Genomic DNA, 22,752 nt, shown 5'->3' on the forward strand with positions numbered 1-22,752 from the left:
AACGCCGTGGCCGACATGATGACTGACGACAAGCCGAGCGGCCTGTTGGCTCGTGCAGCCGGGCAAATGAGCGGCAATGGGCCGACGGGTGGTGCCGGACCGACGGGTGGCGCTATGGCGGCCCAGGGTGCCCGGCCAATGGGCGGCACGGACGGCGGGGGTGACACACCGAACGTCACGCCCGAGGAGCAGCACCTCTACGATCAGTTCGTTTCGAACGCCTACAACCTGATCTACTCGAGCGACGGCGGTCAGGCTGGCGTGCGCCCGCAGGTCCTGGAATCGCTCAAGGGAAACGGCGACCCGCGCGAGGGCCTTGCGACGACGGCCGCCATGATCGCCAAGCGCGTAGCCGACAGCGCGGCCGAAAGCGGAGTGAAGATCGACGGGGCTGTGATGCTGAACGCCGGCGAGGAGGTGTTCAACGATCTGGCGGACCTTCAGAAGGAAGCCGGAATCGCCGACCTGTCCGACGAAGACACCGAGGCCGCGTGGTACCAGGCGCTCACGCTCTACCAGCAGACCGCGACGGCTGAAGGCTCGCTCGACACCCAGGAGTTCGCCCAGGATATGCAGACGATGGCGCGGGCCGACCAGGAAGGCCGGCTCGACGAGGTCGTGCCCGGCGCATCCCAGGCCGTCGAGCGGTTCAAGTCCATGGGTGGTGGCAAAGGAGGCGTGTGATGCCGGGTCTTCTCCAGTATGCCGCCGCCGGTGCTCTCGGCGGTGCCGGTAAGGGCCTGGCGGTGGATGCCGAGGCCAAGCGCGAAGCTGCTCGCGACGCCCTGCGTGCCGAGCGGGCGGCCGAGGAGGCGCGCAAAAACCGTGACTTCCAGGGTGAACAGGGCAGGCTAGGCCGCGAGCATCAGACGACGTTGCAGCAGGACCGCCAGACCTTCGACGAAGGCCAGAACGACCTGAACCGCCGCCAGCAAACGCAGATCGCCGATAAGCAGATCGGCGCCGCTCGTGACCGCGCCAACGAGACCGCCGGACGTTACGCGCAATTCGGTGTCGACAGTGAAGGCTTCCAGGTCGCCATCAACCAAAAGGGCGAGGCGGTCCGCGTGACCGGCGCCGACGGCCAGCCGATCAGGCCCGCCGTGAAGCCGCAGGATATGGAGACCAAGCAACTCGCTGACGGCACCTATGTGCAGATCCCCAAGACAGGCGGCAGCGCGCGGACAGTGACCATGGACGACGGGTCGCCCGCGGTCGGCAAGCCGCCGAGGGATCCGGACAAGCTGACCCTGACGCAGCGGAATGTGGCGATCAACGCCGCGCGGCGGGCGGCGACCGTGAAAGTTAGAGGAGGACTCGGGGAGGAACTTGACCCTGAAGCCTACGCCGACGAGCTGGTGGCCCGTGGCGTCGAGATCGATGCGCCGCTGCGCAAGCAGATCGAGGACGGCATCCGCAAGGACATCGCCGGCAAGGTGTCCAGGGATGCCAGTGGGCGCAAGAACATGTGGAAAGGCGAGAAAGAGGAGTTCGACGGCGTCACCCGCGCCGAGTGGGAGCAAGCGGAAACCGAGCGCCGGATTGCCGAAAAGATGGCCGACATCTTTGGTCGAGGCGACGACCCCACCCCGAAGCCGAAGGCCCCGGCCGGCAAGACCGAAAGCAAGACGTCCGGCACCCGCGAGGATCCATACAAGCCGACCACGCGGGAGGAATTCACCGCCATCCCGTCCGGTGCGATCTACATCAACCCGGCCGACGGTAAGCCGTACAGGAAAAACTGATGGCCGCACCTCTGGACTTCTCGTCGGGCGGCACTGCGCTGGACCTGTCCGGCGCGGGCGAGCCGCTTGATACCGCGCTCGACTTCTCCAGCGGCGGCACGGCCCTCGACTTCTCCGGGGCGGGGGAGGCGGTGGACGACACTTCCGCATCAGGGCAGACGGCCTACCGAGACCCACGCGCGGACCTTGCGTTCGCAGGCCAGCCAAGCCGGGACCGGTTGATCGAGCGCGGGCGCGCTGATCGAGCGGTAGCAGAAGCCGGCCCAGACCTGCCGCGCCCCGACGAGGCCGAGGACACATGGGCGCAACTTGGTCGTCGCACGATCGAGAATCTGTCGTCGCCGTTCATGCAGTCGATCGCCGGCGTTGTGCAGAAGGCGGTCGAAGCGCCGTTCAGCCCGGGCGGCACCGCCGGTCTCGCCATGGACGGATCGACCGAGATCGACGACATCAGGAAACTGCAGCGTGACAGCAACGCATCGCCGGACGGCATCGCTGGATGGGCGCGACGCGTGGGCGACGAGGCGACCGGACAGTTGCAGGCGAATGCCCCCAACGTCGACCCTGAGACAATCAAGGGCTACGCCTATGACTTTGCGCTGTCGATGGCACAGATGGTGCCGTCGGTTGTCGCTACGCTCACGACCGGCAGCCCGACCCTGGGCGCGTTGACGATGGGCGGGCAGGTGTTCGGCCAGCAGTACGCCGAAAGCCGCAGCAAGGGGCGCAGCGAGGACGCGGCAACGGCGGACGCCCTGTTCATGGCGGCGGCCGAAGCCATACCCGAGCGAATCCCGCTCGGCATCCTGTCGCAGCCGGGCAAGTCGTTCGCCGGCCGCAGCTTCAAGGCGATGGGCGCCGAAAGCCTGCAGGAGATGTTCACGCAAACCCTTGACGCCGGTTACAGCGCAGGCGTGCTCAACGAGGAGATGACATGGGGGGAAGCCCTCAGCAACCTGAAGCGCGCAGGCATCCTTGGCGCCGCGATGGGCGGCACGTTCGCCGTCGCCACCGAGCCGTTCGTGCGCGGCGCACGCACAACCCCACCCCCGGCCGCCGACCAGACGCCCCCGGCCCCACCGAAGCGCATGGCCCCGATCACGCCGGAGGACGAGGCCAGCCCGCTACAAAAAGCCGATATCGGCCGCGGACGAGCGATAATTGAGGACGCCGTCGCGGGCCGCCCGCTGGATATCACGCCACCGTCGCAGCAGGGTGACGGCAAGGGCGAGACTGAAACCGCCGAGATGGACGCAACGGCGTCCGAGCAGGCGACGGATCTGAACGTCGAAGGCTTGGAATGGGTCGGCGGCGAAAGCCGCGCGATGCGGCCGGCGGCGCAGGCTACAACACCCCCCGAAGCCCCCGGCCCCGATTGGCGCCCGCTCTACGGCGACGCCAGCCGGTCGGAACAGGTCGGCTGGTCAAACCCGGTCACGGGCGAGGAGCGGATATTCAAGGCACCGCAGGCGGGACCGAGCCCGGTTGCGGACGAGGCAGCGGCGGCGCCGGTTCCCGTGTATGCCAGCCAGGCGTTGCCGACTGCTGCTGAACCGGAGCCAGATGGCGGCCAATTGGCTGCCACGGGCAAGCGTCTGCTGCCGAACATCGACCCCGACGCCCTCCGTATGCTGGCCGCTCTGGCCAAGTCCGACGCCGCACGCGCCGGCAATCAAGCCGATGATTCGAATACGCCTGGAGTTCGCGTACCTGAACTCGACCGACCCACCGACCCGGACCCAATTGGACCCCAATTGGACCCATCGGCGCCCGACTTCTCGCGCGATGGCGTTGCGGTCGAGACACCCGAGGCTGCCGCCGTCACCGAGGCGGCGCAGGACGTCGACCCGGAGCCGACAGAGGCGCAGAAGGCGGCCGGAAACTACAAAAAAGGCCACCTCCGGTATGGCGGCCTGGACGTCTCGATTGAGAACGCCAAGGGATCCGAGCGCAGCGGCACCGACAAGGGCGGCAAGCCCTGGTCCGTCACGATGCCGGCGGCATATGGCTATATCAAGCGGACGACCGGCGCCGACGGCGACAACGTGGACGTCTATGTGGGCGACGGTCCGGCCGACAGTCCGGTGTTCGTGATCGACCAGAAGGACGCCGACACCGGCAAGTTCGACGAGCACAAGGTGATCCTGGGCACGCCCTCGCGGCTGGCTGCCGAAACCCTCTACATGCGCGGCTTCTCCGACGGTCGCGGCCGGGCCCGCATTGGCAGCGTGCGCCAGATGTCCATGGACGAGTTCAAAGGCTGGCTGCGCGACGGCGACCAGACGAAGCCGGCGGCGGGCCAGGAGGCGCCCGAGGCCGGTTCACGCTTCACCGCACAGCCCAAGGCGCCGAAGCGTCCGCGTGCCGGACCCGTGCCACTGTTCCAGTTCATCCGCGACCAGGGCGGCATCGACCCGTCGGACCCGCTGATCGGTGACATTCGGAGCATTCTCGATAAGCAGTCGTTCCAGGTGCTGCGCAAGCCGACCGATGCGCGTACCGGCGTCGGCGGCCGGCGCCTCGATGACCTGCGCGGCGCTGCCGTGGAGGCCGGATACCTCCCCGAGGGTGCGACGGTATCCGACTTCCTGGAGGCCATCAGCAACGACGCTTTCCGCCAGCAGGAGGGCCAGGGCCGGCTCTACGCTGCCGAGGACGTCACCGACGCGCTGGCCATGGAACGCGACCGGCGCGAGCGGATCCAGGCAGAGCAGGCCGTTAATCGGTTCGGAAGCATCGAGGTGGCCGCAGAGTACGAAGGCACCCGGGCCGATCTTGAAGTTGCGATCAACCGCGCCCGTGCCCAATTGGATGAAGTCGACGCCGAGATCGACCGGCTGACCCGAGAGGTTCTTGCCGTCGAAGCGACGCTGGTAGAGGATACGACCGATGAAGCCGCCATCCCCTTCACCTTCCGAACCCCTGCCGCAAATATTGCTACGGGAAAGGGCGCAGGCCAATCGGCGCCTGGAAGAGTTGAAGGCGCTCCGGTCCAAGAGCCGGGATCCCGAGGCGCAGGCGAAGCTGGACGAGGCGATAGCGCTGGCGGAGATGGTCGCGGAGAAGCGGGACGGGCTGAGCAAAGCTCTGAGCCGAGCGGAGTAGCCACCGAGCGCACCGACCAGGGCGAGCAGATCCTCACGCCGGGCGTTCGGCCAGTCACGGACCGTGACCGTGCCGAGGCCAAGGGCTCCAAGCCGCTGCGGTCGGACAGGCAGCAAAAACCAGCCGACGACGGGCTGTTCGATGTGGCGGGGCGGGGTCAGGGCGATCTGCTCGACGCGCCGTCGGCACAAGCGCCCCAGCCGTCTGCCAATCCGGAACCTGAAACGTCCCAAGCGGCGTCAACTCGCATCGAGGACTTCGGCGAAAAGCTGGAGGGCGCGCGTAAGGACTATGCCCGCGAGATCGCGGATGCTGCGAGCGTCGATGTTTTGGCCGAGCCGCTGTCGAAGTCCTGGCCGGAACCGGACTATCAGAAACTCATCGACGGCGGCGCGGATCCGTGGACGGTTGGGTTTATCCGTGCCGCGCGCGACGAGATTCCCCCGAAGCCGCGCAAGGCATGGAGGGTCAAAGGTTGGGCGCAGCAGGTCGACGTGCTGCGCGGGTTCGCCATCGATCTGTTGGGCGGCGCGATCGAGCGGGCAGAGTTGTCGTCGCGGCTTAACGAAAGCCGGGCCACCTTCTCGGACATGCTTTCGCGGATCGACCTGTATCAGATGGTCGGACACGAGAAGTCATTGAAGGGCGTGCGCGTGGCTCGCCAGGAACTGAGCCTGTTCAACGGCACGAGATACGATCCACCTCTGGTGCGGTGGGTTGTCGAGCGCGAGGCCAAGGCCACGGCGTTCGGAAATTGGCCGAATGAACTGGCAGCCGGGGAGACGCGGGATGAAGCCCTCGCGGCATTCCGGGCAAACTACAGCGAGATCGACACGCAGCCGACCGCCAACAAGCAGGTGTCGTTCAGCATCTACTCCTACCGCGGCAAGCCGGGCACCGTGATCGGCAAGAAAATTGGATCGAAGTATCTGGACCTGAAGACGTTTGAGAGCACCGCTGAGGCGCGTACGTACCTCAAGGAGAACGCGGCCGAACTCGAGCGCCTGCTGGCGAAGCACAAGGAGATTCCAAGCGAGCGCAAGGAGACTAACTCTCCGCGCGTCGGAGTGGATCACCGCAGCGGCGCTGACGTCACGCCCGATCAGTTCAGCGAGGCGTTCGGCTTCCGTGGCGTGCAGTTCGGCAACTACGTTGAAGGCGGGCGGCGCCAGCAGAACCTCAACGAGGCCTATGACGCTCTGATGGACCTCGCTGGTGTGCTGGACATCCCGCCTCGCGCCCTCTCCCTGAACGGCGCCCTTGGGCTTGCGTTTGGTGCCCGTGGTCACGGCGGAAAGAACCCTGCCGCAGCGCACTACGAACGCGACAAGGTCGTTATCAACCTGACCAAAATGCACGGGGCCGGCTCGCTAGCTCACGAATGGTGGCATGCGCTCGACAATCACTTTTCGCGAGCCCGTGCCGATGGTGGCGGGTACGTGAGTGAGAAGCCATACGAGCGTGGGGAAGGGGTCCGGCCTGAAATGGTCGAGGCGTTCGCTGCGATCGACCGTGCCATCAAGCAGTCGGAATTGCGCGTTCGTGCATCCCGCCTCGATCGAAAGCGAACCAAGGATTACTGGTCAACCGGGCGGGAGATGAGCGCTCGGTCATTCGAGAGCTACATCATCGAGAAGCTGCGCGACCAGGGAGCGTCGAACGACTACCTCGCGAACATCGTCAGCCAGGAATACTGGGACGCCGCCACCTCTCTGGGGCTGGAGAACGAGGGCAGTTATCCGTACCTGGAGGCGGCTGAGATGCCGGCCGTCCGCGAGGCGTTTGATGAGTTTTTTCGGACGGTTGAGGCGCGCGAAACCGGCGACGGTGGCTTTGATCTGCGCGAAGACGATGAGCCGATCAGCGCCATGCCCGGCCCGTCCGGCTACATTGACAGTTGGCAGGAGGTTGCCGATCGCCTCAGTGGCTCTGATGGCATGGACGCCCGTATCGCCGCAGCCGAGAAATGGGTCGTCGATCGGGGTCAGGAGACCGGCCACGAGTACGTCGTGGTACTCGGTGCTGATGGCGATCTACTGCAAGCCGGCACCAGCCAGGCGCCGGACAGAGCGAACTTCAGTAACATGGTGCGGGACTTCTCAGCAGACCCGTCGGCCGGCATGGTGTTTGTGCACAATCACCCCGGGGGTACATCAATATCGGGGGCGGACATCGCATGGCTCGCTCAGCCCGGTTTTGCGCGGGTGGTCGTCGGCATTGCTGCAGGAAACTTCTCGGCAACCCTCGTGCCAGGCGTCAACCCGGGAACCATAGAGCAGTTTGGTGAGACCTTGCAGGGTATCGCGGCTCGCTACCGGGACCGACTGGTTACTGCCCTGCTGGACGGACATCTGACCGAAGACGAGGCGAACCTATTCGCAAAGCACGGCGTGAACGTCTTGCTGCACCGCCTCGGCATCATCAACTATGAGACATCGCTGCCGGCAACAGACATTCCGGCATCGATCGATCAGATTGTCGAGGTTACCCTGAAACAGGCGCGGCTCTATGCGCACGGCCGTCTCGGCAAACTGAAGGAGCAACAGTATGACAAAGATCGGAGGTCTGATACTCGACGAGCCCAGCCCCTTCGCCCCGCAGGCGGACTGGGACCGGTTCGAGGCGATGGTGTCGGATCTCGACCCGGAGTTCCAGGAGGTGCGGGTGGCCAAGCGTCAGATCGAAGGTCAGAAGCGGTTCCGCCAGGAGCTCGAGGCGAAGAAGGCGAGCCGGACATCCGGGAAGAGCGCAGCGGAATAGACCTGCCGTCCGCCGAGCGCGAACCACGCTTCGGCTATATCGAGTGGGCCCAGCGCCAGATCAAAAAGGTCGACAAGGCTCTAAACCCGATCGAGGGCCTGCCGGAGTTCGATCGCTACCTTGAGGCGCGCTACGAGACGATGGGCAAGATCGCCCGCGTCGAGGAAGTGGCGAGCATGCTGGCCAAGCCGTTCCAGAAGGCGTCGGCTGAGGAGCAGCAGCAGGTCTATGAGTACCTGACGACCAGGGACGCAAAGCCGACGGCCATACAGGACCTCGCGGTGCGCGCCGCCGCCATCGCCACCAAGAAACAGATTGACCAGATAGGCCGCGGGCTGGTGAACCGTGGGCTGCTGTCGCAGGAGGCCTATGACGAACACCGCGACGCCTACCTGCCGCGCGCATATCTGCGCCACCTTATCGACACCGAGAAGTCATCCGGTTCGTCGACCGCTGGCGGCAAAAAAGTCTCAGACCTCGGCTACTTGAAGGAGCGCAAGGACATCCCCGAGGACGTCCGCAAACTGATCCTGGGCGAAATCACCGACCCGGCATACCTCGCCTCGCGCGCCCTTACGAAGCCTGCCCGCGACATGGCGTTGCTCGATTTCCTCGACCAGATTGCGGGCAACAACGACTGGGTCCTGCCGTCCAGCTTCACCGAATGGAACGGCCAGAAGGTCACGCCGGAGTGGCTGAAGGCCGAGGCCGCCCACATCCGCAAGCAAGCCGACCTGTCGGAGCCGGCGACCGCCGATGCCATGCGCGCCATCGCCCGGAACATGGAATCTGCCGCCACTACCGCGGCAGAGACGCAGGGCAATGGCGACTTCAATGTCGACGATTACCGCAAGGTGCCCGATGCCGCCCGCTACGGACGCATGCGTGGTCTGATGGTGCGCCGGGAGATCTACAACGATCTGATCGGCGCGACGCAGTGGATCAGCCCGGACTCGTCCAACATCGCGCAAAACCTGCTGGGGCAAGGCGGTTACCTGACCAAGGCCACGCAGCTTTGGAAAATGTCGAAAGTCGCCCTCAACCCGCCGACCCAGATCCGGAACTTTGTGTCCAACGCGATGATGATGAACCTGTCCGGTGTGCCGATGCATATGGTGCCGGTGCGCATGGTGCAGGCCGTGCGAGAAATGAGATCGAACGGAGAGCACTGGAGAATCGCCAAGCGCTACGGCGTGACCAACAGTTCGTTCGCCGCGAACGAACTGCTCCGGATGGAGCGCGATCTGGTCGACCTCAACCGTCGCAAGGGCGGTACGCTGCAAAAGATCACATCTATGGCCGGGGCAGTTGGAAATGCGGCCGGCGATCTGTACCAGGCATCGGAGGGGTTGTTTAAGACGGCTCTGATCATCGATCGGAAGGCGCGCGGCGCGACTGACGCCGAGGCTGCGATCGATGCGCAGACATGGTTGTTCGACTACAGTCTTGTCAGCCCGAGCGTCCAGTATCTGCGCAACGCGCCGATCGGTGTGCCGTTTCTCACATATTACACGAAAGTCGCGCCTCGATTGATGGAGGTGGCGGCGACCGCGCCGTGGCGGTTCGCACCTTACCTGGCGCTGCCCACGATGCTGGCCGCTTGGGTGGCCGCTTCCTACGACGTAGATGACGATGACGTCGATGCGCTCAAGGAGACGCTGCCCGAATGGCTGCGCGACCGTGGGTCGGGCCTGATGATCCTGCCGTACAAAGACGAACTTGGCCGGTGGCAGTATGTCGACCTGAGCTACTTCATGCCGTGGTCGATGTTCGAAGGCATGGCATCAAGTCTCGCCAGGGGCGACGTCGGCGGGTTTGTCGGCGACACCGGCTTCCTGGGAGGCCCGGTGCCGAATCTGATCGCGGCGATCTCGACCGGCATCGATCCGTTCTCCAAGAAACCAATCCTGGACGATCGTGATCCGCCGGCAAAGCAGGTGGCGCAACTGGTCAACTACATGTGGTCGCTCGCAGCACCCTCGTTCGTCACGCAGTACGGCACGGCCGGCAAACTGCTGGACGCGGCCCACGGCAAGGTCAACCGATACACTGGGGAACCGGCCACGTCCTACGGTCAGGCGCTCACCCTGCTGGTCGGCGTCAACATCTACCCGATCGACCCCGAGCAGAGCCGGGACGTGAACATCAAGCGGATGCTGCGAGAGATCCAAGACATCAAGTCGAGGGCCCGGTACGTGCTCAAGGATCCGAATCTGTCCGACGCAGAGGCGGAATCAATTGAACGCGACTATGTCGACATGATCGACGCGCGTGTAACCCAGGTTGAGGAGTACGAGGCGCGGACCAGGATCAATCCGAAGCTGGCGACGCGGTAGGGGCTAGCGCCACCATGAGCAGATCAGCGCTGTATCGGGCCCGGAGTTGTCTGGATAACAAACCCTGGCAAGCGGCCCAAAACCCTGGTAGGCGGCCGTCCCATCGCCGGAGAGCGGACGGATCGACATAGACATACCCGCCCACACAATCGCGGCGGCGATGATCACGGCGGAAATGATGAGCGCTTTGGGCCAGGGCATGGTGCGATCCATAGGTAGCCTCGCCATCATGGAGTGCAAGAGGTTGGCCTGCAACCGTGGCGCTCTCATCGTGTTCCTGATGAGGCATCAGGATCGTGACGCCTTGTCACGTTCGTGACGAATGGTCATATTTGACCAGTACCCGATCCGGGGCGCAGGCGGCGCACCAGGCAAGGGATGGGAGATGGGCGATGTCCCACAATAGGGTCAGATCCAAGCCAGAGGCCACAGTGCTGAAGGGTGCCGGCCGCAAGGACGGTGGGCAGGACTATGTGATCAAGCGCGGTAGCGACACGCGGATCGTGACCGCAACAGGTGCGTCTATGCGTTCCATCCGAGAAATCATGTCGGATCGGTCTGACCTGATGCGAAAGCTCGCCGATCGCTAGGCGCCACTACCGGGTCACCCTTGCGGACGCCATTGCGGCGCACGAGGCAGCGATGGCGATCAAGGGAAGGACCGGCATACTGAGTGAGGCCGGCCTGCAGAGTGCGCTGGACCGGCCGTATTCCGGATACTACCGACCGATCTATGCAAAAGCGGCGGCGCTAGTGGAGTCACTGACCCAGAACCACGGGTTCCTGGACGGCAACAAGCGAACCGCAGTTGCGCTGATGTTCCTCATGCTGCACCGAAGCCGCTATTCACTCGGCAGCAATGACGACGAGATCGAGCGGATGGTGATCGCAGCGGCGACGGGCGACATGCGGTTCGAGGCTCTCAAGGCTTGGTTCAAGGCCAGCATCATGTCGTTCGATGAGATCTTCGACGGTCAGGACGGCTGATCGCATGCGAAAGGCGCCGGGAGAGTGATTGAGAAGACACCACGCTGGCCGCGCAAGGCTTTCATGGTCGGCCTGATTGATGGGCTGACGTCTGTAAGCCGGACGCTTGCTGGTGCTTTAGCGTTTGATGCAGCAGCGGCGCGCGATCGGTCCACGTATCGTGGGGAGGGCATTGGTGGCGACATGAAGGCCGTTGGGCGTGATATGCGCCGAGCCTTTGGCCGGCAACGGCTCTCGCGCTTAAGCGGCGGCTGCCGCGGTCGCATCGGGCCTGGAGCCGAAGAGCGGGAGTGCTGACAAGTAGGGGCCGCCTCCGAAGAAGCGGCCCCCGCCTGCCATGCCCCGCCTGGGCTTGCGTTGCCCCGACTAGCCTTGCCCGCCGCGTCCTACCTTGCCACGCCACGCCAAACCTCACCGCGCCATGCCTTGCCTGCCTCGCCTCACCATGCCATGCCGCGCCTTACCCCGCCCGGCCCTGCCATGCCTCGCCTGCCTGGACCTCTTGCCCCTCGGCGCTCTCCGCTGCGACCTTCTCCAGCTTGATGGCCGCGGCCTCAATCATCGCCGAGGGAACCGCCGCATAGTGGATCGCGGCGTCGTATCGCTTCAACCAAGCGCGGAGGTCCGACGCCGCCTGCCGGCAGAACTCTCGCTGGTGCGTGGGTCTCTCGGGCTGCGTGACGACATACCCGCCACCCTTCGTCCGCTGATCGACCGGCGACATCACCATGGGCATCTCGACGCGTCGAACAGTTACCGGGCGATCGCGGCTGACGTTCTCGACGGTGAATGACACCCTCAGATCACGGGCAAACTCCCGTGCCTGATTGAGTCGAAATTCATGTGCGGCTCGCGCGTCGTCCCAGTCGAACCATTCGTAGGCCGGGTGCTCGGCTCCCTTCTCGCGTACTTCGTCAAGAAAGAGCGCCGGGTCGAATTGGCCGTTGTGACGTGTGGCGAACTCTCGGACAATCTCCTGGCGAAGATCCTTCGTGAAGCGCGCCACTACGAAGCCCTCCGTTGCAGTTCCACGTCATAGAGGGCCATCAAGTCAGTGGTGTCCTTGTTGGCATACTCCGGCGCTCCGAGCGCGAACTCCTGGGCATCGCGGCCGTGATTGGCGACCAGATCGTCCCATTCGTCATCTTGCTCACCCTCGCCAAGCACGCGGAACGAGCCGAACGCACCCTTGCCCTTCTCCTGGCGAAAGTCGCCTAATCCGATCAGCACACCCGCGTTGCAGAGCAAGGAGACAACTGCGGTGGCTGAGAGTTGCGGCACGATGTACTGCACCTCGATCTCGGCGCCCCATCGCGGCAGATAGCATCGGGCACGGACGTCGGGCGTCCGGTTCATGTCGGCGGACCGCACGACGTCGAGGCGAAGCTGTGGAGTGCCATAGAGCGGCACCAGATCGCCGGGCATGAACAACAGGCGTTGCGCCGATGTCTTCGTGACTCCGGCCGTTTCCAAGGCGGCAGTGCACATCGCGGACTTGACCGCTACGACACGAAGGCCAAGCGCAGTTGGTCCGTCCTTTAGAATCTCGGCACTGTCGCGATACTCCTGCAGCGGGTTGTGCTTGATGCCGGCGCGCTCGGCCTTCGTCTTCCGGCCGCCGCCGGTCAGCAGCGTGAGTTTGGCCTTCTGCGCCATTCTGTTTTGGAACATCGGCGTCTCGCCGACAATGCGAAGCCGAGTGGAGGCCCGCTTAAGCGGCGTGACCTGGATCTCGGTGACCTCGGGCTTGGACTTCACGGCCATTGGAATCTCCTGGTTAATCAAATCGCATTGCAGACGCCGACGACTCGGCCCAACACCATCGCGTTGGCCTCGTCCGTCGGCATGTCGCAGTCGGCCGCGCCTCGGTACGCGACGTTGTCGAGCGTCAGCCGGATCTGGCCGTCGACCCGCAACTGGCAGCGGCGATAGATCGTCGCGCCCTGGTGCAGCAGGACATAGACGCCGTCACTGCTGACCCGGTCACACGGCGCGACAACCGCATACCCGCGCTCGTGCAAGGTCGGCTCCATGCCGTCGGTCGAAACCGGCAACAGGCGACCGCGCGACAGGTCCTCGATGCGGGCGATGGCGAGGGCTGATCCTGTCATCACGTGATCCTCGATTGTGCGCCGTGGATGATCGCGAGCGACGCGGCCATGGCTTCCATCAGCGTGCGAGCGTCGTCGGGCTCCTGGTAGATGTGCTCCTGGGCGCGGACGTAGGCCATCTTGCGTTGGTGGTGCCGGTGCTGGACAAAGGGGTAGCGCACCAGCGCCTGCTCAGCGTCGAAGCGTTCGCTACCGGCTGCGTTGTATGCGTCCCATAGCCGTTGATCATCTTCGGTCTGCGGGCTGACGATGTGCGAGGCAGCCGCGGTGGCGCGCTCATGGTCATCGACCTTTCGCGCAAGGTCCGAGAACAGACGGCCGGCTGCCTCGTCCTCAGCGCGGATGATCTCGATCGGGATGCCGGGACTGACATTGACGCATGCACCGGACAGGCTCGACAGAATGGGCGACACCGCGAACGCGGGCGCCGCGGCCAGAAGGGAGCGGCGGGGAATTTCGACTGGCATAGGTGCCTCCATAACGAAAAGCGTTATGGCGAATATATATCGTCACGCTTATCGTTCTGTCAAACGCATTTCGTTGCATCTAGCGATCAGCGTTAAGGCACGCTATATTCATCGCATGTTCACAGCACCACAGTCGCGCGCAGGTCGCGGCCTTATTGGATGGTCCCAGGCAGAGCTTGCGAAGGCGGCTGGCGTCGGACTGAGTACGGTTCGCAACTTTGAGGCGGGACGGTCCACGCCCGTTCGACAGAACCTCGACGCCATCGTGCGCGCCCTAGAGTCCGCCGGCGTAGAGTTCATATCGCAGAACGGCGGCGGCCCTGGCGTCCGCCTCAAGCAGCCGATCGCGATACAGCAGTCGATGCTCGAAGACTGAGGCGCCGTCTCGTACGCACTCAGTTGTCTTCAGGGAATCGCGATCTGCCTCTATGGGCGGCCGTCCTGCGGCCCGTCATGCGCCACGCGATATAGGCCGCGCCGGCACCGGCCAGCCCTGAAACCGCCTGGCTTTCGCGTGTCGCGATCATCTCTTGGATGAAGATCGCCAAGGCCACAGCCGCCGTCGCTGCCGTCAGCGAAATCGCAAGGCGCCCGAGGATCTGCAAAGCCCGCATCCCGACCTCCCCGTTTGCGAGAGCCGGAACTATGCGACGCAACCGGGGCGTGGGCAACGCGCGCTTTCGCCTACCCCAATATCCGGCGTTGTGATAGGATGTACCTACCAAATACGGACATAACGATAGGTTATATCTATCGACAGGAGGCGCACATGCATCGCATAGCCGCCCTCGCGCTGGCCGCAGCGCTCGCATCCGCAACGCCTGCCACTGCCCAGTCCGCGCGCTTCTGCGCACCAGACGCGGACGCCCTGGTGCAGCGCCTGGGTGCTCAGTACGGCGAAGCGCTGTCCGCTGCCGGCGTCGATGCCAATGGCGGTTTCGTCCAGGTCTACAGCAACGGCGAGACCGGCACCTGGACGATCGCTATCACCATCCCGGGCGGCCCGACCTGCATCGTCTCTGCCGGTGAAGGCTGGACGGTCGAGGCCCCGGCGTCGGCCGCACCGCAGGGCCAGCCGTCGTGAGGTCCGATGTCGTGTGGTCGATCCTGATCAGCGCGGCGGTGACCGCCGGCATGGTGTGGCTGTGGATCGACTGACGCGCAACGACCGACTGTTGGCCGCGATCCGCCAAGCCGGGCCACGCGCGAGCCGGGCCACGCTGGCGCGGATGCTGGGCGTATCGAAGCCGCGAATTCACCAGATCGTCAAGCGCGCCGTCGAGGACAACGCGGTCGCGGTTGAGCCCGGCGCTACCGACCGGGGCCGCGTCTCGCTGCGAACCTACGTCTCGGGCGAGGAGCCGCCGGAATCCTACGGCGACTGGAACCGCACTGAGCGTCACGACAATGCGCTGGCAGCGGTGCGGACCCTCGGGCCGATGGCCAGCATAAAACAGATCGCGGAGCACATGGGCTGCTGCGTGGGCCTGGCGCACCGGGTCTTGGCCGAACTGGAGCTGGCCGGCGAGATCGAGCGGCCCGGGACTGCTTGGTCGCGGAGACCAATCATCATCATCGACGACGCCAAGGCGGCGTAGAGGAGGCGGGCATGAACGACGTGCCTCTGCGGCACCCGGGAAACGGGGCCGTTCTATTCACGCAGAAGGAACTGGCCTGCCGCAGCGACGGCGTGACGATGCGGTTCGCCAAGGGCTTCCTCGACCATCTGCTGACCCTGCGCCTGACGCTGGACCGGCCGATGCGGGTGGGGCCGGAGAACAGCTGCAGCCGCACGCCGGCGCGCAACGCCCAGATCGACGGTGCCGCGAACAGCTACCACCTGACCGAGGGCAACACCTCGGACGGCACCTGCGCGATCGACGTGCACAGCCCGGATGATGCCTATCGACATCGCCTGGTCGCCGCCGCGCTGGCGCTGGGCTGGTCCGTGGGCGTTTACCGGACATTCGTCCACCTTGATCGGCGCGTCGACTTCGGCGCCCCGGCGATCGTGTTCTGGGGGAAGTGATGGTGGCTCCGCTGATCGCGGGGGCAATCGCCCTCGCCACCGAGTTCGGGCCGGGCCTGGTGCGGATGCTTGCCGGCGACAAGGCCGGCGACGTCGCCGAGAAGGTGTCCTCTGTCGCCCGCGAGGTGACGGGGCTTGCCAGCGACGACGAGGCGCTGGCGCTGGTGCGGGCGGATCCGGTCAAGGCGGCCGAACTGCGTCAGAGGCTGGCTGAACTTGAGATCGACCTGGAGCGCGCATACCTGGCCGACCGACAGGATGCGCGCCGCCGCGACGTCGCCATTGTCACGGCCGGCCGGTACAACTGGCGGGCCGACATCATGCTGGCGCTCGCCTTCACCAGCTTCATCGCTATCGTCTGGATGACATGGCAGGCGCGGCTGGACATGCCGGACATGGTGTTCGCGTTCCTCAACATGGCCGCCGGCGCGCTGCTGAAGATGATCGGCGATGCGTTCCAGTTCGAGTTCGGCAGCAGCCGCGGGTCGAAGGAAAAAGACCAACTGATACGGCGTTGAATGGGGGTTTGCTGCGGGCGTGTCGGTAGCGGATCATACTGCTAGGGTCAATTAGTGCGGTTCGCACCGCACGATCATCTGCCCGGCATAGCCGAGGCCGACCAGTCTGCTGCCGTGATAGATCGCCACCGGCTCGATCTCTGACACCCAGCGCCCCAAGGCTTCAAGAAGGGCAAGTTCGTTCCGCTCAGCGAGAGCGTACTGCAGGCGATGGATCAAAGGTAGAGTGTCGATCGGCGGCGTGACAGGCGCATCCCAGTTGAAGGCATCAAACTTCGCCTCGTCCCAATGGACATCAATCGGCGCGACAGAAGAAGTGTGGCCCCATGCCGACCTCGGCGCGCGGAGCGGCATGATCCGCCCAATCGTCGCGCCATCCTGGATAGTCGCGACCAGCGCCCTTGTCCGATTGCCGTCTGAGAAGGTCCAAAGCTCTTTCATCGTACGATCCCCGCTGGTCCTCACTCGCAGATGCCGCGACGCTGAAACAGGTTGGCGTGAGGCCCGCAGGGTGCTCCGTTGGCGCGCGCTGCGGTACACGCGGGCTTTCCCGTGATCGCAGCGCAGACCTTGGCTCGCACGAAGTCACCAGCGAATTGCACACGGCCGTCCTCCTGGAAGCTGCACCGACTGCAGTCAGACGCCATTGCATGGGCCTGGGCGCGTGCGAACTGGTCATGATGCTGGCTCCGGTCATCCTCGACATTCCGGCGCCTAGAATGCATCGCCAGATCGTACGGCGCGGCAACGTCAGATGACGTTCTGACTACCATCCTAACCTCCTGCGCGATCGTAGCATCTTTGGTCTAGCCTATTCAGCACGCGAGCGGCACCACCACGCAAGGTGCGTTACGGCGGTAGCCTTCCTCCGCTACCACTTCCCTCCAAAGTCATTGATCTTCCATCAAGCCCTTGGCTTGACGCCGGTTTCAAGCGTCCGCTGGTACACTTTCGTGGTACATTTCGGGCATGGATGAGTTGGCGAAGATCAGATATCTCACCAGAGACGGCAGCGGCAAAAAGCTGCGCCGTACTGTCCCTAAACCTCTTCAAGCGCTCGCTGGTCTGTCATCATGGGTCGAGCGGGTGGAAGGTTTGCCGGCGGCTAAGGTCAAGGAGCGAGCGCATCTGTTCGCGGTCAAGACGGACGCCAAGGTCAACACACTGCGGCGGAAGCTAGCTGAGCAAGATCGGGTTTCCGCTACCGCTTCGGACAGCTCCACCTTTCCTCAGTTGACGCGGAGCGATGTTGAGCAGGTTGCACTGGACTACTTCACCGAAGCCGATGAGGCGAACAGGCAGAACCGATCCTACCTCGTTGACCCGGATGATCCGGACTATGCCGAACTGCTCGATATCGCGGCTGCGGACGCTGAGTTGGCGCGCGAGCAAGCTGCCGGTCACGAAGTGCGATCATTCAGGACCGCGCTCGAACTTCTCGTGAGCCACGGGCTTGCTTCGGCGGACCTCTTGAACCAATCCAGACGGAAGTTCCGCGTTCCTGAAGCCATCGCCAAGCAGGTCGAGTTCCAGCGGCTTTGCCGCTTGGTTGAACGGGCTCAGTTGGAGCTTGCCAACCGCCGTGTCGCTGCGTTGGAAACCGGACGGGTTCCCGCTGTTCAGGACGGCTTCTTCCAGTCGGCAAGGGCCGTGTCCATCACCCCTGCGTTATCGGCACCCCGATCCGGCAAGACGCTACAGGACTTGGTGCAGGCGTTCATGGAACGAAAGCAAACTGAGGTTAGTCCGTCCAGGCTATCTCAGTTCAATGTGCCGAAACGTGCGTTGCTTGAAACTTTAGGGCCTGAGACGCCGGTGGAGAGTGTGACGCGGGCGCATTGCAAGGAGCTGGTGGCCTTGTTTGTGCGGACACCGGCATATGCCGGCGGACAGCACTTTGAAGGGCTCTCGCTGGAGGAAGCTGCAACGGCCTACGAGCTTGAACATGGTCAACCGGCAAACCGTTACGACGAGGCGGTCAAGCATCTCGCCGTCCTTAGGAACATCCTCGAACTGGCGGTGACCGAAGAATGGCGATCAGACAACCCGGCTGCAAAGGTGGATGTGCCAAAGCCCGCCAGAAGGGCGAAGAAGCATGAGGTGAAAGGACAGAAGTACCAGCCGTTCGATGCAGGCGACTTGGCCCGGCTCTTCCACGCTCCGATGTACGCCGATCCTACCAACCATCCATTGTCGGCACGACGTAACCGCAAGGCTCCGCCACCACACGTCTTTTGGGCGCCTTTGATCGCATTGTGGTCCGGAGCACGGGCCAACGAGATACTCCAACTCGAGCGCGGCGACATTCGGAAGGAAGGCAAGATCGCGTATCTCGCAATCACCGACGAGGACGAGGTCGAGTACGATCCCGTCACCTTTGTGAAGAGGTTGAAGACGGAGCAAGCGGTCCGTGACATCCCTCTTCATCCGGAACTGGTCCGGATCGGCTTCCTGGCGTGGGCGGAAGGGCGCGAGAGTGGACGGCTGTTCCCGGAGGCGAAACAGCGTCCTGGCGGCAAGCCGTCCGACAAGTACTCTCAGACGTTCCAGCGGTTCTCAAAACGCTGCGGCGTGTGGGTCCATCGCCGGAAGGTGTTCCACTCGTTCCGGAACTCCTTCAACGACGCGTTGCGTGACGGTGGCGTATCTGAAGAGTTGCGCAAGGCTATCAACGGCTGGAGCGACCAGCACAACATGGACGGCCGCTACGGTCGGGGCCACAAGCTTGAGATGCTGAACAAGGCGATCCGCAGGGTGGCCTATCCCAGCTTGGACCTCTCCCACCTATATCGAAGTGAGGCGTAGCGGCCGCCAGGGGCGTCACAGGCGGCTTCCTGCTACATCTCGTTGCCCCTGGTGTCCTATTCAACACGGTCGCCCTCAGGCGGGCTTGCTGGCGACGAAGGCTTCGAGCTGTCGGAGCGCGATGTCGAGGTCGCGGCGGGGAAGCGTGCGGACGACCGCCAGAATGCGTGCGATAGCCGTCTCTCGTTCTGTGTCCTGCGATGAGAGGTCACCGACCTCGAAGAACGCGTTGAGCGGTACGCCCAGATGTTCGACCAGGGCGGACAAGGTGTCCTCGCTGGGAAAGTTCCGACCACGCTCAATCGAACTGATTGTCACTTCCTGACGGCCCAGGCGCTCGGCGAGTTCGCGCTGGGTCATGCCTCGCTGTTGGCGAAACTCCCGCACCTTCTGACCTATGAGCACCCTGATCTGCATTCCCCGGATCATTGATGCGATCAAGGGGGTTGCACATAAGATAACTCTCCGGGTAACTCGATGTAGGCATCGGTATCTGTATGGATTTATTGTCCAAATCAATACCGTTGAAACGGGTTTCAACTTCGGAGACGCGAGATGTCGGCGGTGGCTTCCATTCTGATCCTTGTTGGCTTGGCCGTTTTGGTGCTCGGATTGATCCGGCCCAAGTTGTTCCACCGGTCCAGATTTCGGCCCGGCCGCTGGATGCTGGCGGGGATCAGCCTACTGATGCTCATCGCGGGCGTAGCGGTCATGCCTACCCCGGAGCGCAGGACACAACCGGCCGTCGAAGCGAAAACGGAAAGCCCTCCGTCATCCAGCGCCGAGGCAGCCTTGACCTTCGACGATGCGGTCGGCCCGGCCCCTACCAAGTCGTTCTTCGGCCTCACCGTCCAACAGGTCGCGGACGCGCTGGCGGAACGGAAAAGCGGGCTGGCGCGGGCAGACGGGAAGCCGGACCTCCGTGAGTTCACTCAGAAGCTGGCGAACGATGGGTCATCCGTGCTGACGACGAAGCGCGGCGACCTGGAAGCCAGCTTCGACGCATCGGGTCGTTTGGTCGATGTCCTGCTGATCTCGCGGTCAATCGAAGGCAACAAACTGCCGTGGGGGATTACCAGTCCCATGCGCGGCGATCTGGCGGCGGTGGTGCCGGATTGGAAAGCGGCGGGAGACTGGGTCTACGAGAACCAGGAAGCCGTCTGGGCAGGGACGGAAGCGAGGGCGTCGCACTCCGGCCTATCCATCGCCTTCCGCCGCGTGGACGGCCCCGCGCTTGCGATCCTGATCAAGCCGGATACCGCTTCTGGTCCATCCCCTGCGCCACTCACCATGGCGGAGCGCGTGGAGGCGTTCACTGATCTGGACACCTACTGTCGCTTCGCTCGCGAGGACACGGAGATCGCGGAACGCGCGGCGCGGGAGATCGGCCCGAACGCAGCCTATGGGGTCGAGGTGGGCGAGAGGATCACCCTAGAGACGACGACGGCCCTCAAGCCGACCACGCGTCCCGGTGTGGAGTACCCGAAAGTCGCGGAGACCTGGATGGCCCCCAGCTATCAACTTCCCAGTGGTTCGGACATGGAGATCGTCGAGCGCAATCGGGATGGCAGCGATCTGCACTACCTCGTGCGGACGACGGAGGGCGTGCTCGGCTTCATAGACCCGCTGGCGCTGGTCTGGATCGATAAGGGGGAGCGAGCCAAGCGCCACTCGGAGGCCCTGCCAGCATTTCGCGATCCTCTCAAGGCGGACCTGGGAAAGCGGTTCACGGAGGAGACCGGTTTGGACTTCCTAGCGGTCGAACTCGCCAAGGGAATGGGTGCTGGGTGGAACGCGAAGTGCGCGGATCGGTGATGGGGAGGTCTGAGCAATTGCTGCTACCTCTGGACCCGGATGCCCCCAAGATGACCCGAACTGACCCTGCAGTAGATATCCGGGGCTGGTACAATGGTTGGAACTGGAACCAGCGCCGGGCGGTCACACCGATCCAGAACGTGGCGGTAAGGTCTGGCGAACTGATCCGACCCACCGTCTGCTCGATCTGCGGGTTCAGCGATCCAGCCAACATCGACGGTTGCGGCTACATCTTCATGCACCTTGAGGACTACGGTGACCCTATCGGCGGCGTGCAGCCTGCCTGCAAGAGGTGTCACTACGCGATCCATGCGCGGTTCTGGAAACCGAGGCTTTGGCTTGAGATTGTGCGGCGGCATGGATGTCCGGCGGCATGGTTCACTGGTCTTACAATGAACGCCGCTGACATGTTCCGACCATTCAGCGAACTATACCCACCGCAGCTTGGCTCGACGACCGGCCCTTCTCAACCGACTACGCGGCGTATCCGGAACCTAACAGATCGCGCGTGAGCATCGTAGTCTCTCGGACCACGTCGTGCTTGGTGACGGTATAGCGCCCGTCAGGCGCAACCTCGATACGAACATCGCCATCCTTCCTTGTGGTCAGCACATGCCGGCGGGGCCAAGGCATGAAGATGTTGTCGGGGGTGCGCGTGTAGTCGGGAATGCCTCGACAGTACCGGCGATATTCCTTGACGGTTTCCTGGGAAGCGTGGGTCATCTCCTTATCCGAGATGACTACGATTTCCGGCGAGGCAGCCGTCAGCGCCTCTGCGCAAAGCCCGTTGCGCCGACCGTGGTGCGATGCGACGAACACGTTCGACGGGCCCAACGCGCTCCAGAAGCCGAAGTTGGAGAGGTGCGCAAGCCAACCTCGCCGTTCCAGGTCGCCCCCGAACACGATCCGAAACGTCCCATATCTAACGGTAAGCACTACGCTTAGATCGTTCGTTTCCAGAGCAGCATGCGGGTCGTGCGTCAAGTACCAGAGAGTGGCTTCGACGTCGTCCGGCAGCGGAACACGCCAAGGTCCCATCCGAGGACCGAAGCGAGCCAGAAGCTGATGAACCTTCGTGAGAGGCCCGTTCATTCCGTGCTCAGCCTTAAGCTCGGCGAGAGCGGCGGCGTCAACGCTCGGGTTGGAATAGATCGCCCTGGGCTTCAGCCGATCAAGGACCCCGGCAATGTCCTGGATATGGTCGGCGTCCAGGTTCTGGAGCACGAGGAGGTCTATGGGAACGCCCATGAAATACACCGATGGCCACCAGGAGCGATCCGTGTCGCAGCCACAATCAACCATGATGCGCCGCCCGTTGGGGAGGGTCACCACGCTACACGCGCCGTGGCCCACATCGAAGATTTCAATCGTCAACATGCTGCTCTGGCCTCCTGGCCTCCTGGCCTTTGGCCGCAACATAGCTCATGAGCACCTCCTTGACGTGGGATCGGCGGTACTTGAGGTATCGGGCGAACATGATCGTTGAGAGCGCCGCAGCGGCGACGGCGAGTGTCCAGCACGGGAAGCGATCGAGCGCGGTGCAATCGCCGTCGGCCAATCCCGCCTTGGTGAGTATCGCGACAGCGGTCATGCCGGACGTGAAGGCGAAGTTGCGGGAGAAGCCATACATCGTGACGAAGCTGGTCATGCGACCAACAGCGAATTTGTCGCGAGAAGCCACAGCGAAGGCGGACTGGAAGATGTCCTCTCCCGACCGGGCAGGCTCGTTGGCGAACTCGGCCCGAACCGTGTCGGCAAGCGGCGTGAAGTAGGACCCGGCGATCAGTTTGGCCAGTCGCGGCGGGTCCTTGTGCCGGCGCCCCAGCAACAGGTCCACCGGGTGGCCCAGGCACGCGTCAGCTATCAGCCGTTCGATTGAGATCGACGAGAATGTCGCAACGACGTGGCCCACAACATATGCGCCTAGCAGGACTAGGCTCAGGACCCATAAACGGGATTCCCATGTGGTCGGGAATGTGATTCAAACTTCCTAAATGTGGGGAGTTTGCCATGATCAACCACCATTTCTGGCTTTCGGACGCTCAGTTCTCCCGACTTCAACCGCTTCTGCCGA

The 22,752-nt window shown here is 63.8% G+C and carries 21 protein-coding genes; 11 read left to right on the forward strand and 10 right to left on the reverse strand.

The annotated features are described in order from the left end of the window. Window positions 1–6: 6 nt before the first annotated feature. The 3 genes from RIC54_RS24060 to RIC54_RS24070 are packed head-to-tail and all read left to right on the forward strand — an operon-like array spanning window position 7 to window position 9,946. Complete coding sequence (locus RIC54_RS24060) at window positions 7–684, forward strand: hypothetical protein (RefSeq protein WP_350088026.1); 678 nt, start codon at window positions 7–9, stop codon at window positions 682–684. Continuing rightward, window positions 681–1,745, forward strand: coding sequence for a hypothetical protein (locus RIC54_RS24065; protein WP_350151511.1), 1,065 nt, complete (start codon window positions 681–683; stop codon window positions 1,743–1,745). Before RIC54_RS24060 ends, RIC54_RS24065 begins: the two co-directional genes overlap by 4 nt. Continuing rightward, entirely contained in the window at window positions 1,745–9,946 is an 8,202-nt protein-coding gene (locus tag RIC54_RS24070) for a pyrophosphatase-like OB fold-containing protein (protein ID WP_350088020.1), read from the forward strand. Before RIC54_RS24065 ends, RIC54_RS24070 begins: the two co-directional genes overlap by 1 nt. Before the next feature lie 3 nt (window positions 9,947–9,949). Here the strand turns inward: RIC54_RS24070 and RIC54_RS24075 are convergent, their stop codons facing one another. Further along, entirely contained in the window at window positions 9,950–10,159 is a 210-nt protein-coding gene (locus RIC54_RS24075) for a hypothetical protein (RefSeq protein WP_350088017.1), read from the reverse strand. A gap of 429 nt (window positions 10,160–10,588) precedes the next feature. Here RIC54_RS24075 and RIC54_RS24080 point away from each other — a divergent pair, with 429 nt between their 5' ends. Beyond that, entirely contained in the window at window positions 10,589–10,933 is a 345-nt protein-coding gene (locus RIC54_RS24080) for a type II toxin-antitoxin system death-on-curing family toxin (RefSeq protein ID WP_350088014.1), read from the forward strand. Between the two features lie 460 nt (window positions 10,934–11,393). On the opposite strand, the gene RIC54_RS24085 is transcribed toward RIC54_RS24080, so the two are convergent. The 4 genes from RIC54_RS24085 to RIC54_RS24100 are packed head-to-tail and all read right to left on the reverse strand — an operon-like array spanning window position 11,394 to window position 13,511. Then, entirely contained in the window at window positions 11,394–11,939 is a 546-nt protein-coding gene (locus RIC54_RS24085; protein ID WP_350088011.1) for a hypothetical protein, read from the reverse strand. Beyond that, a complete protein-coding gene (locus RIC54_RS24090) occupies window positions 11,939–12,697 on the reverse strand; it encodes a hypothetical protein (RefSeq protein WP_350088008.1) in 759 nt (252 codons plus the stop codon). The genes RIC54_RS24085 and RIC54_RS24090 overlap by 1 nt, the downstream gene beginning before the upstream one ends. Before the next feature lie 17 nt (window positions 12,698–12,714). Next, complete coding sequence (locus tag RIC54_RS24095; protein ID WP_350088005.1) at window positions 12,715–13,044, reverse strand: S24 family peptidase; 330 nt, start codon at window positions 13,042–13,044, stop codon at window positions 12,715–12,717. After that, on the reverse strand, window positions 13,044–13,511 hold the full coding sequence (locus RIC54_RS24100; RefSeq protein WP_350090665.1) for a hypothetical protein: 468 nt from the start codon (window positions 13,509–13,511) through the stop codon (window positions 13,044–13,046). Before RIC54_RS24100 ends, RIC54_RS24095 begins: the two co-directional genes overlap by 1 nt. Window positions 13,512–13,626: 115 nt before the next feature. Here RIC54_RS24100 and RIC54_RS24105 point away from each other — a divergent pair, with 115 nt between their 5' ends. Next, window positions 13,627–13,887, forward strand: a complete 261-nt coding sequence (locus tag RIC54_RS24105) for a helix-turn-helix domain-containing protein (RefSeq protein WP_350151513.1) — start codon at window positions 13,627–13,629, stop codon at window positions 13,885–13,887. Window positions 13,888–13,906: 19 nt separating this feature from the next. Here RIC54_RS24105 and RIC54_RS24110 read toward each other — a convergent pair whose 3' ends face one another. Next, window positions 13,907–14,125, reverse strand: coding sequence for a hypothetical protein (locus RIC54_RS24110; protein ID WP_350087999.1), 219 nt, complete (start codon window positions 14,123–14,125; stop codon window positions 13,907–13,909). 155 nt (window positions 14,126–14,280) lie between these two features. On the opposite strand from RIC54_RS24110, the gene RIC54_RS24115 reads away from it, so the two are divergent. The 4 genes from RIC54_RS24115 to RIC54_RS24130 are packed head-to-tail and all read left to right on the forward strand — an operon-like array spanning window position 14,281 to window position 16,058. After that, window positions 14,281–14,595 carry a hypothetical protein gene (locus tag RIC54_RS24115; protein WP_350087996.1) on the forward strand — a complete coding sequence of 105 codons (315 nt, stop codon included), beginning with the start codon at window positions 14,281–14,283 and terminating at the stop codon, window positions 14,593–14,595. Between the two features lie 13 nt (window positions 14,596–14,608). Further along, entirely contained in the window at window positions 14,609–15,109 is a 501-nt protein-coding gene (locus RIC54_RS24120; protein ID WP_350087993.1) for a MarR family transcriptional regulator, read from the forward strand. Between the two features lie 11 nt (window positions 15,110–15,120). Next, the gene (locus RIC54_RS24125; RefSeq protein ID WP_350087990.1) at window positions 15,121–15,540 is read left to right on the forward strand and encodes a D-Ala-D-Ala carboxypeptidase family metallohydrolase; all 420 of its coding nucleotides are present in this window, start codon (window positions 15,121–15,123) and stop codon (window positions 15,538–15,540) included. Window positions 15,541–15,542: 2 nt separating this feature from the next. Further along, window positions 15,543–16,058: a hypothetical protein gene (locus RIC54_RS24130; RefSeq protein ID WP_350087987.1), complete on the forward strand. Its 516-nt coding sequence runs from the start codon at window positions 15,543–15,545 to the stop codon at window positions 16,056–16,058. A gap of 51 nt (window positions 16,059–16,109) precedes the next feature. Here the strand turns inward: RIC54_RS24130 and RIC54_RS24135 are convergent, their stop codons facing one another. Further along, window positions 16,110–16,499, reverse strand: coding sequence for a hypothetical protein (locus tag RIC54_RS24135; RefSeq protein WP_350087984.1), 390 nt, complete (start codon window positions 16,497–16,499; stop codon window positions 16,110–16,112). Window positions 16,500–17,027: 528 nt separating this feature from the next. Between RIC54_RS24135 and RIC54_RS24140 the strand changes: the two genes are divergently transcribed. After that, window positions 17,028–18,863, forward strand: a complete 1,836-nt coding sequence (locus RIC54_RS24140) for a site-specific integrase (protein ID WP_350087981.1) — start codon at window positions 17,028–17,030, stop codon at window positions 18,861–18,863. A 75-nt stretch (window positions 18,864–18,938) separates the two neighbouring features. Here the strand turns inward: RIC54_RS24140 and RIC54_RS24145 are convergent, their stop codons facing one another. Further along, window positions 18,939–19,280 (reverse strand): helix-turn-helix domain-containing protein, encoded by a 342-nt coding sequence (locus RIC54_RS24145; RefSeq protein WP_350087978.1) that lies wholly within the window; start codon window positions 19,278–19,280, stop codon window positions 18,939–18,941. 138 nt (window positions 19,281–19,418) lie between these two features. Between RIC54_RS24145 and RIC54_RS24150 the strand changes: the two genes are divergently transcribed. After that, the gene (locus RIC54_RS24150) at window positions 19,419–20,678 is read left to right on the forward strand and encodes a hypothetical protein (protein WP_350087975.1); all 1,260 of its coding nucleotides are present in this window, start codon (window positions 19,419–19,421) and stop codon (window positions 20,676–20,678) included. Window positions 20,679–21,152: 474 nt separating this feature from the next. Here the strand turns inward: RIC54_RS24150 and RIC54_RS24155 are convergent, their stop codons facing one another. Continuing rightward, complete coding sequence (locus RIC54_RS24155; protein WP_350087972.1) at window positions 21,153–22,055, reverse strand: ComEC/Rec2 family competence protein; 903 nt, start codon at window positions 22,053–22,055, stop codon at window positions 21,153–21,155. Continuing rightward, window positions 22,042–22,515 (reverse strand): hypothetical protein, encoded by a 474-nt coding sequence (locus tag RIC54_RS24160; protein WP_350087969.1) that lies wholly within the window; start codon window positions 22,513–22,515, stop codon window positions 22,042–22,044. The genes RIC54_RS24155 and RIC54_RS24160 overlap by 14 nt, the downstream gene beginning before the upstream one ends. Between the last annotated feature and the right edge of the window lie 237 nt (window positions 22,516–22,752).

Source organism: Thalassobaculum sp., assembly GCF_040219215.1.
Taxonomy (GTDB): Bacteria; Pseudomonadota; Alphaproteobacteria; order Thalassobaculales; family Thalassobaculaceae; genus Thalassobaculum_A.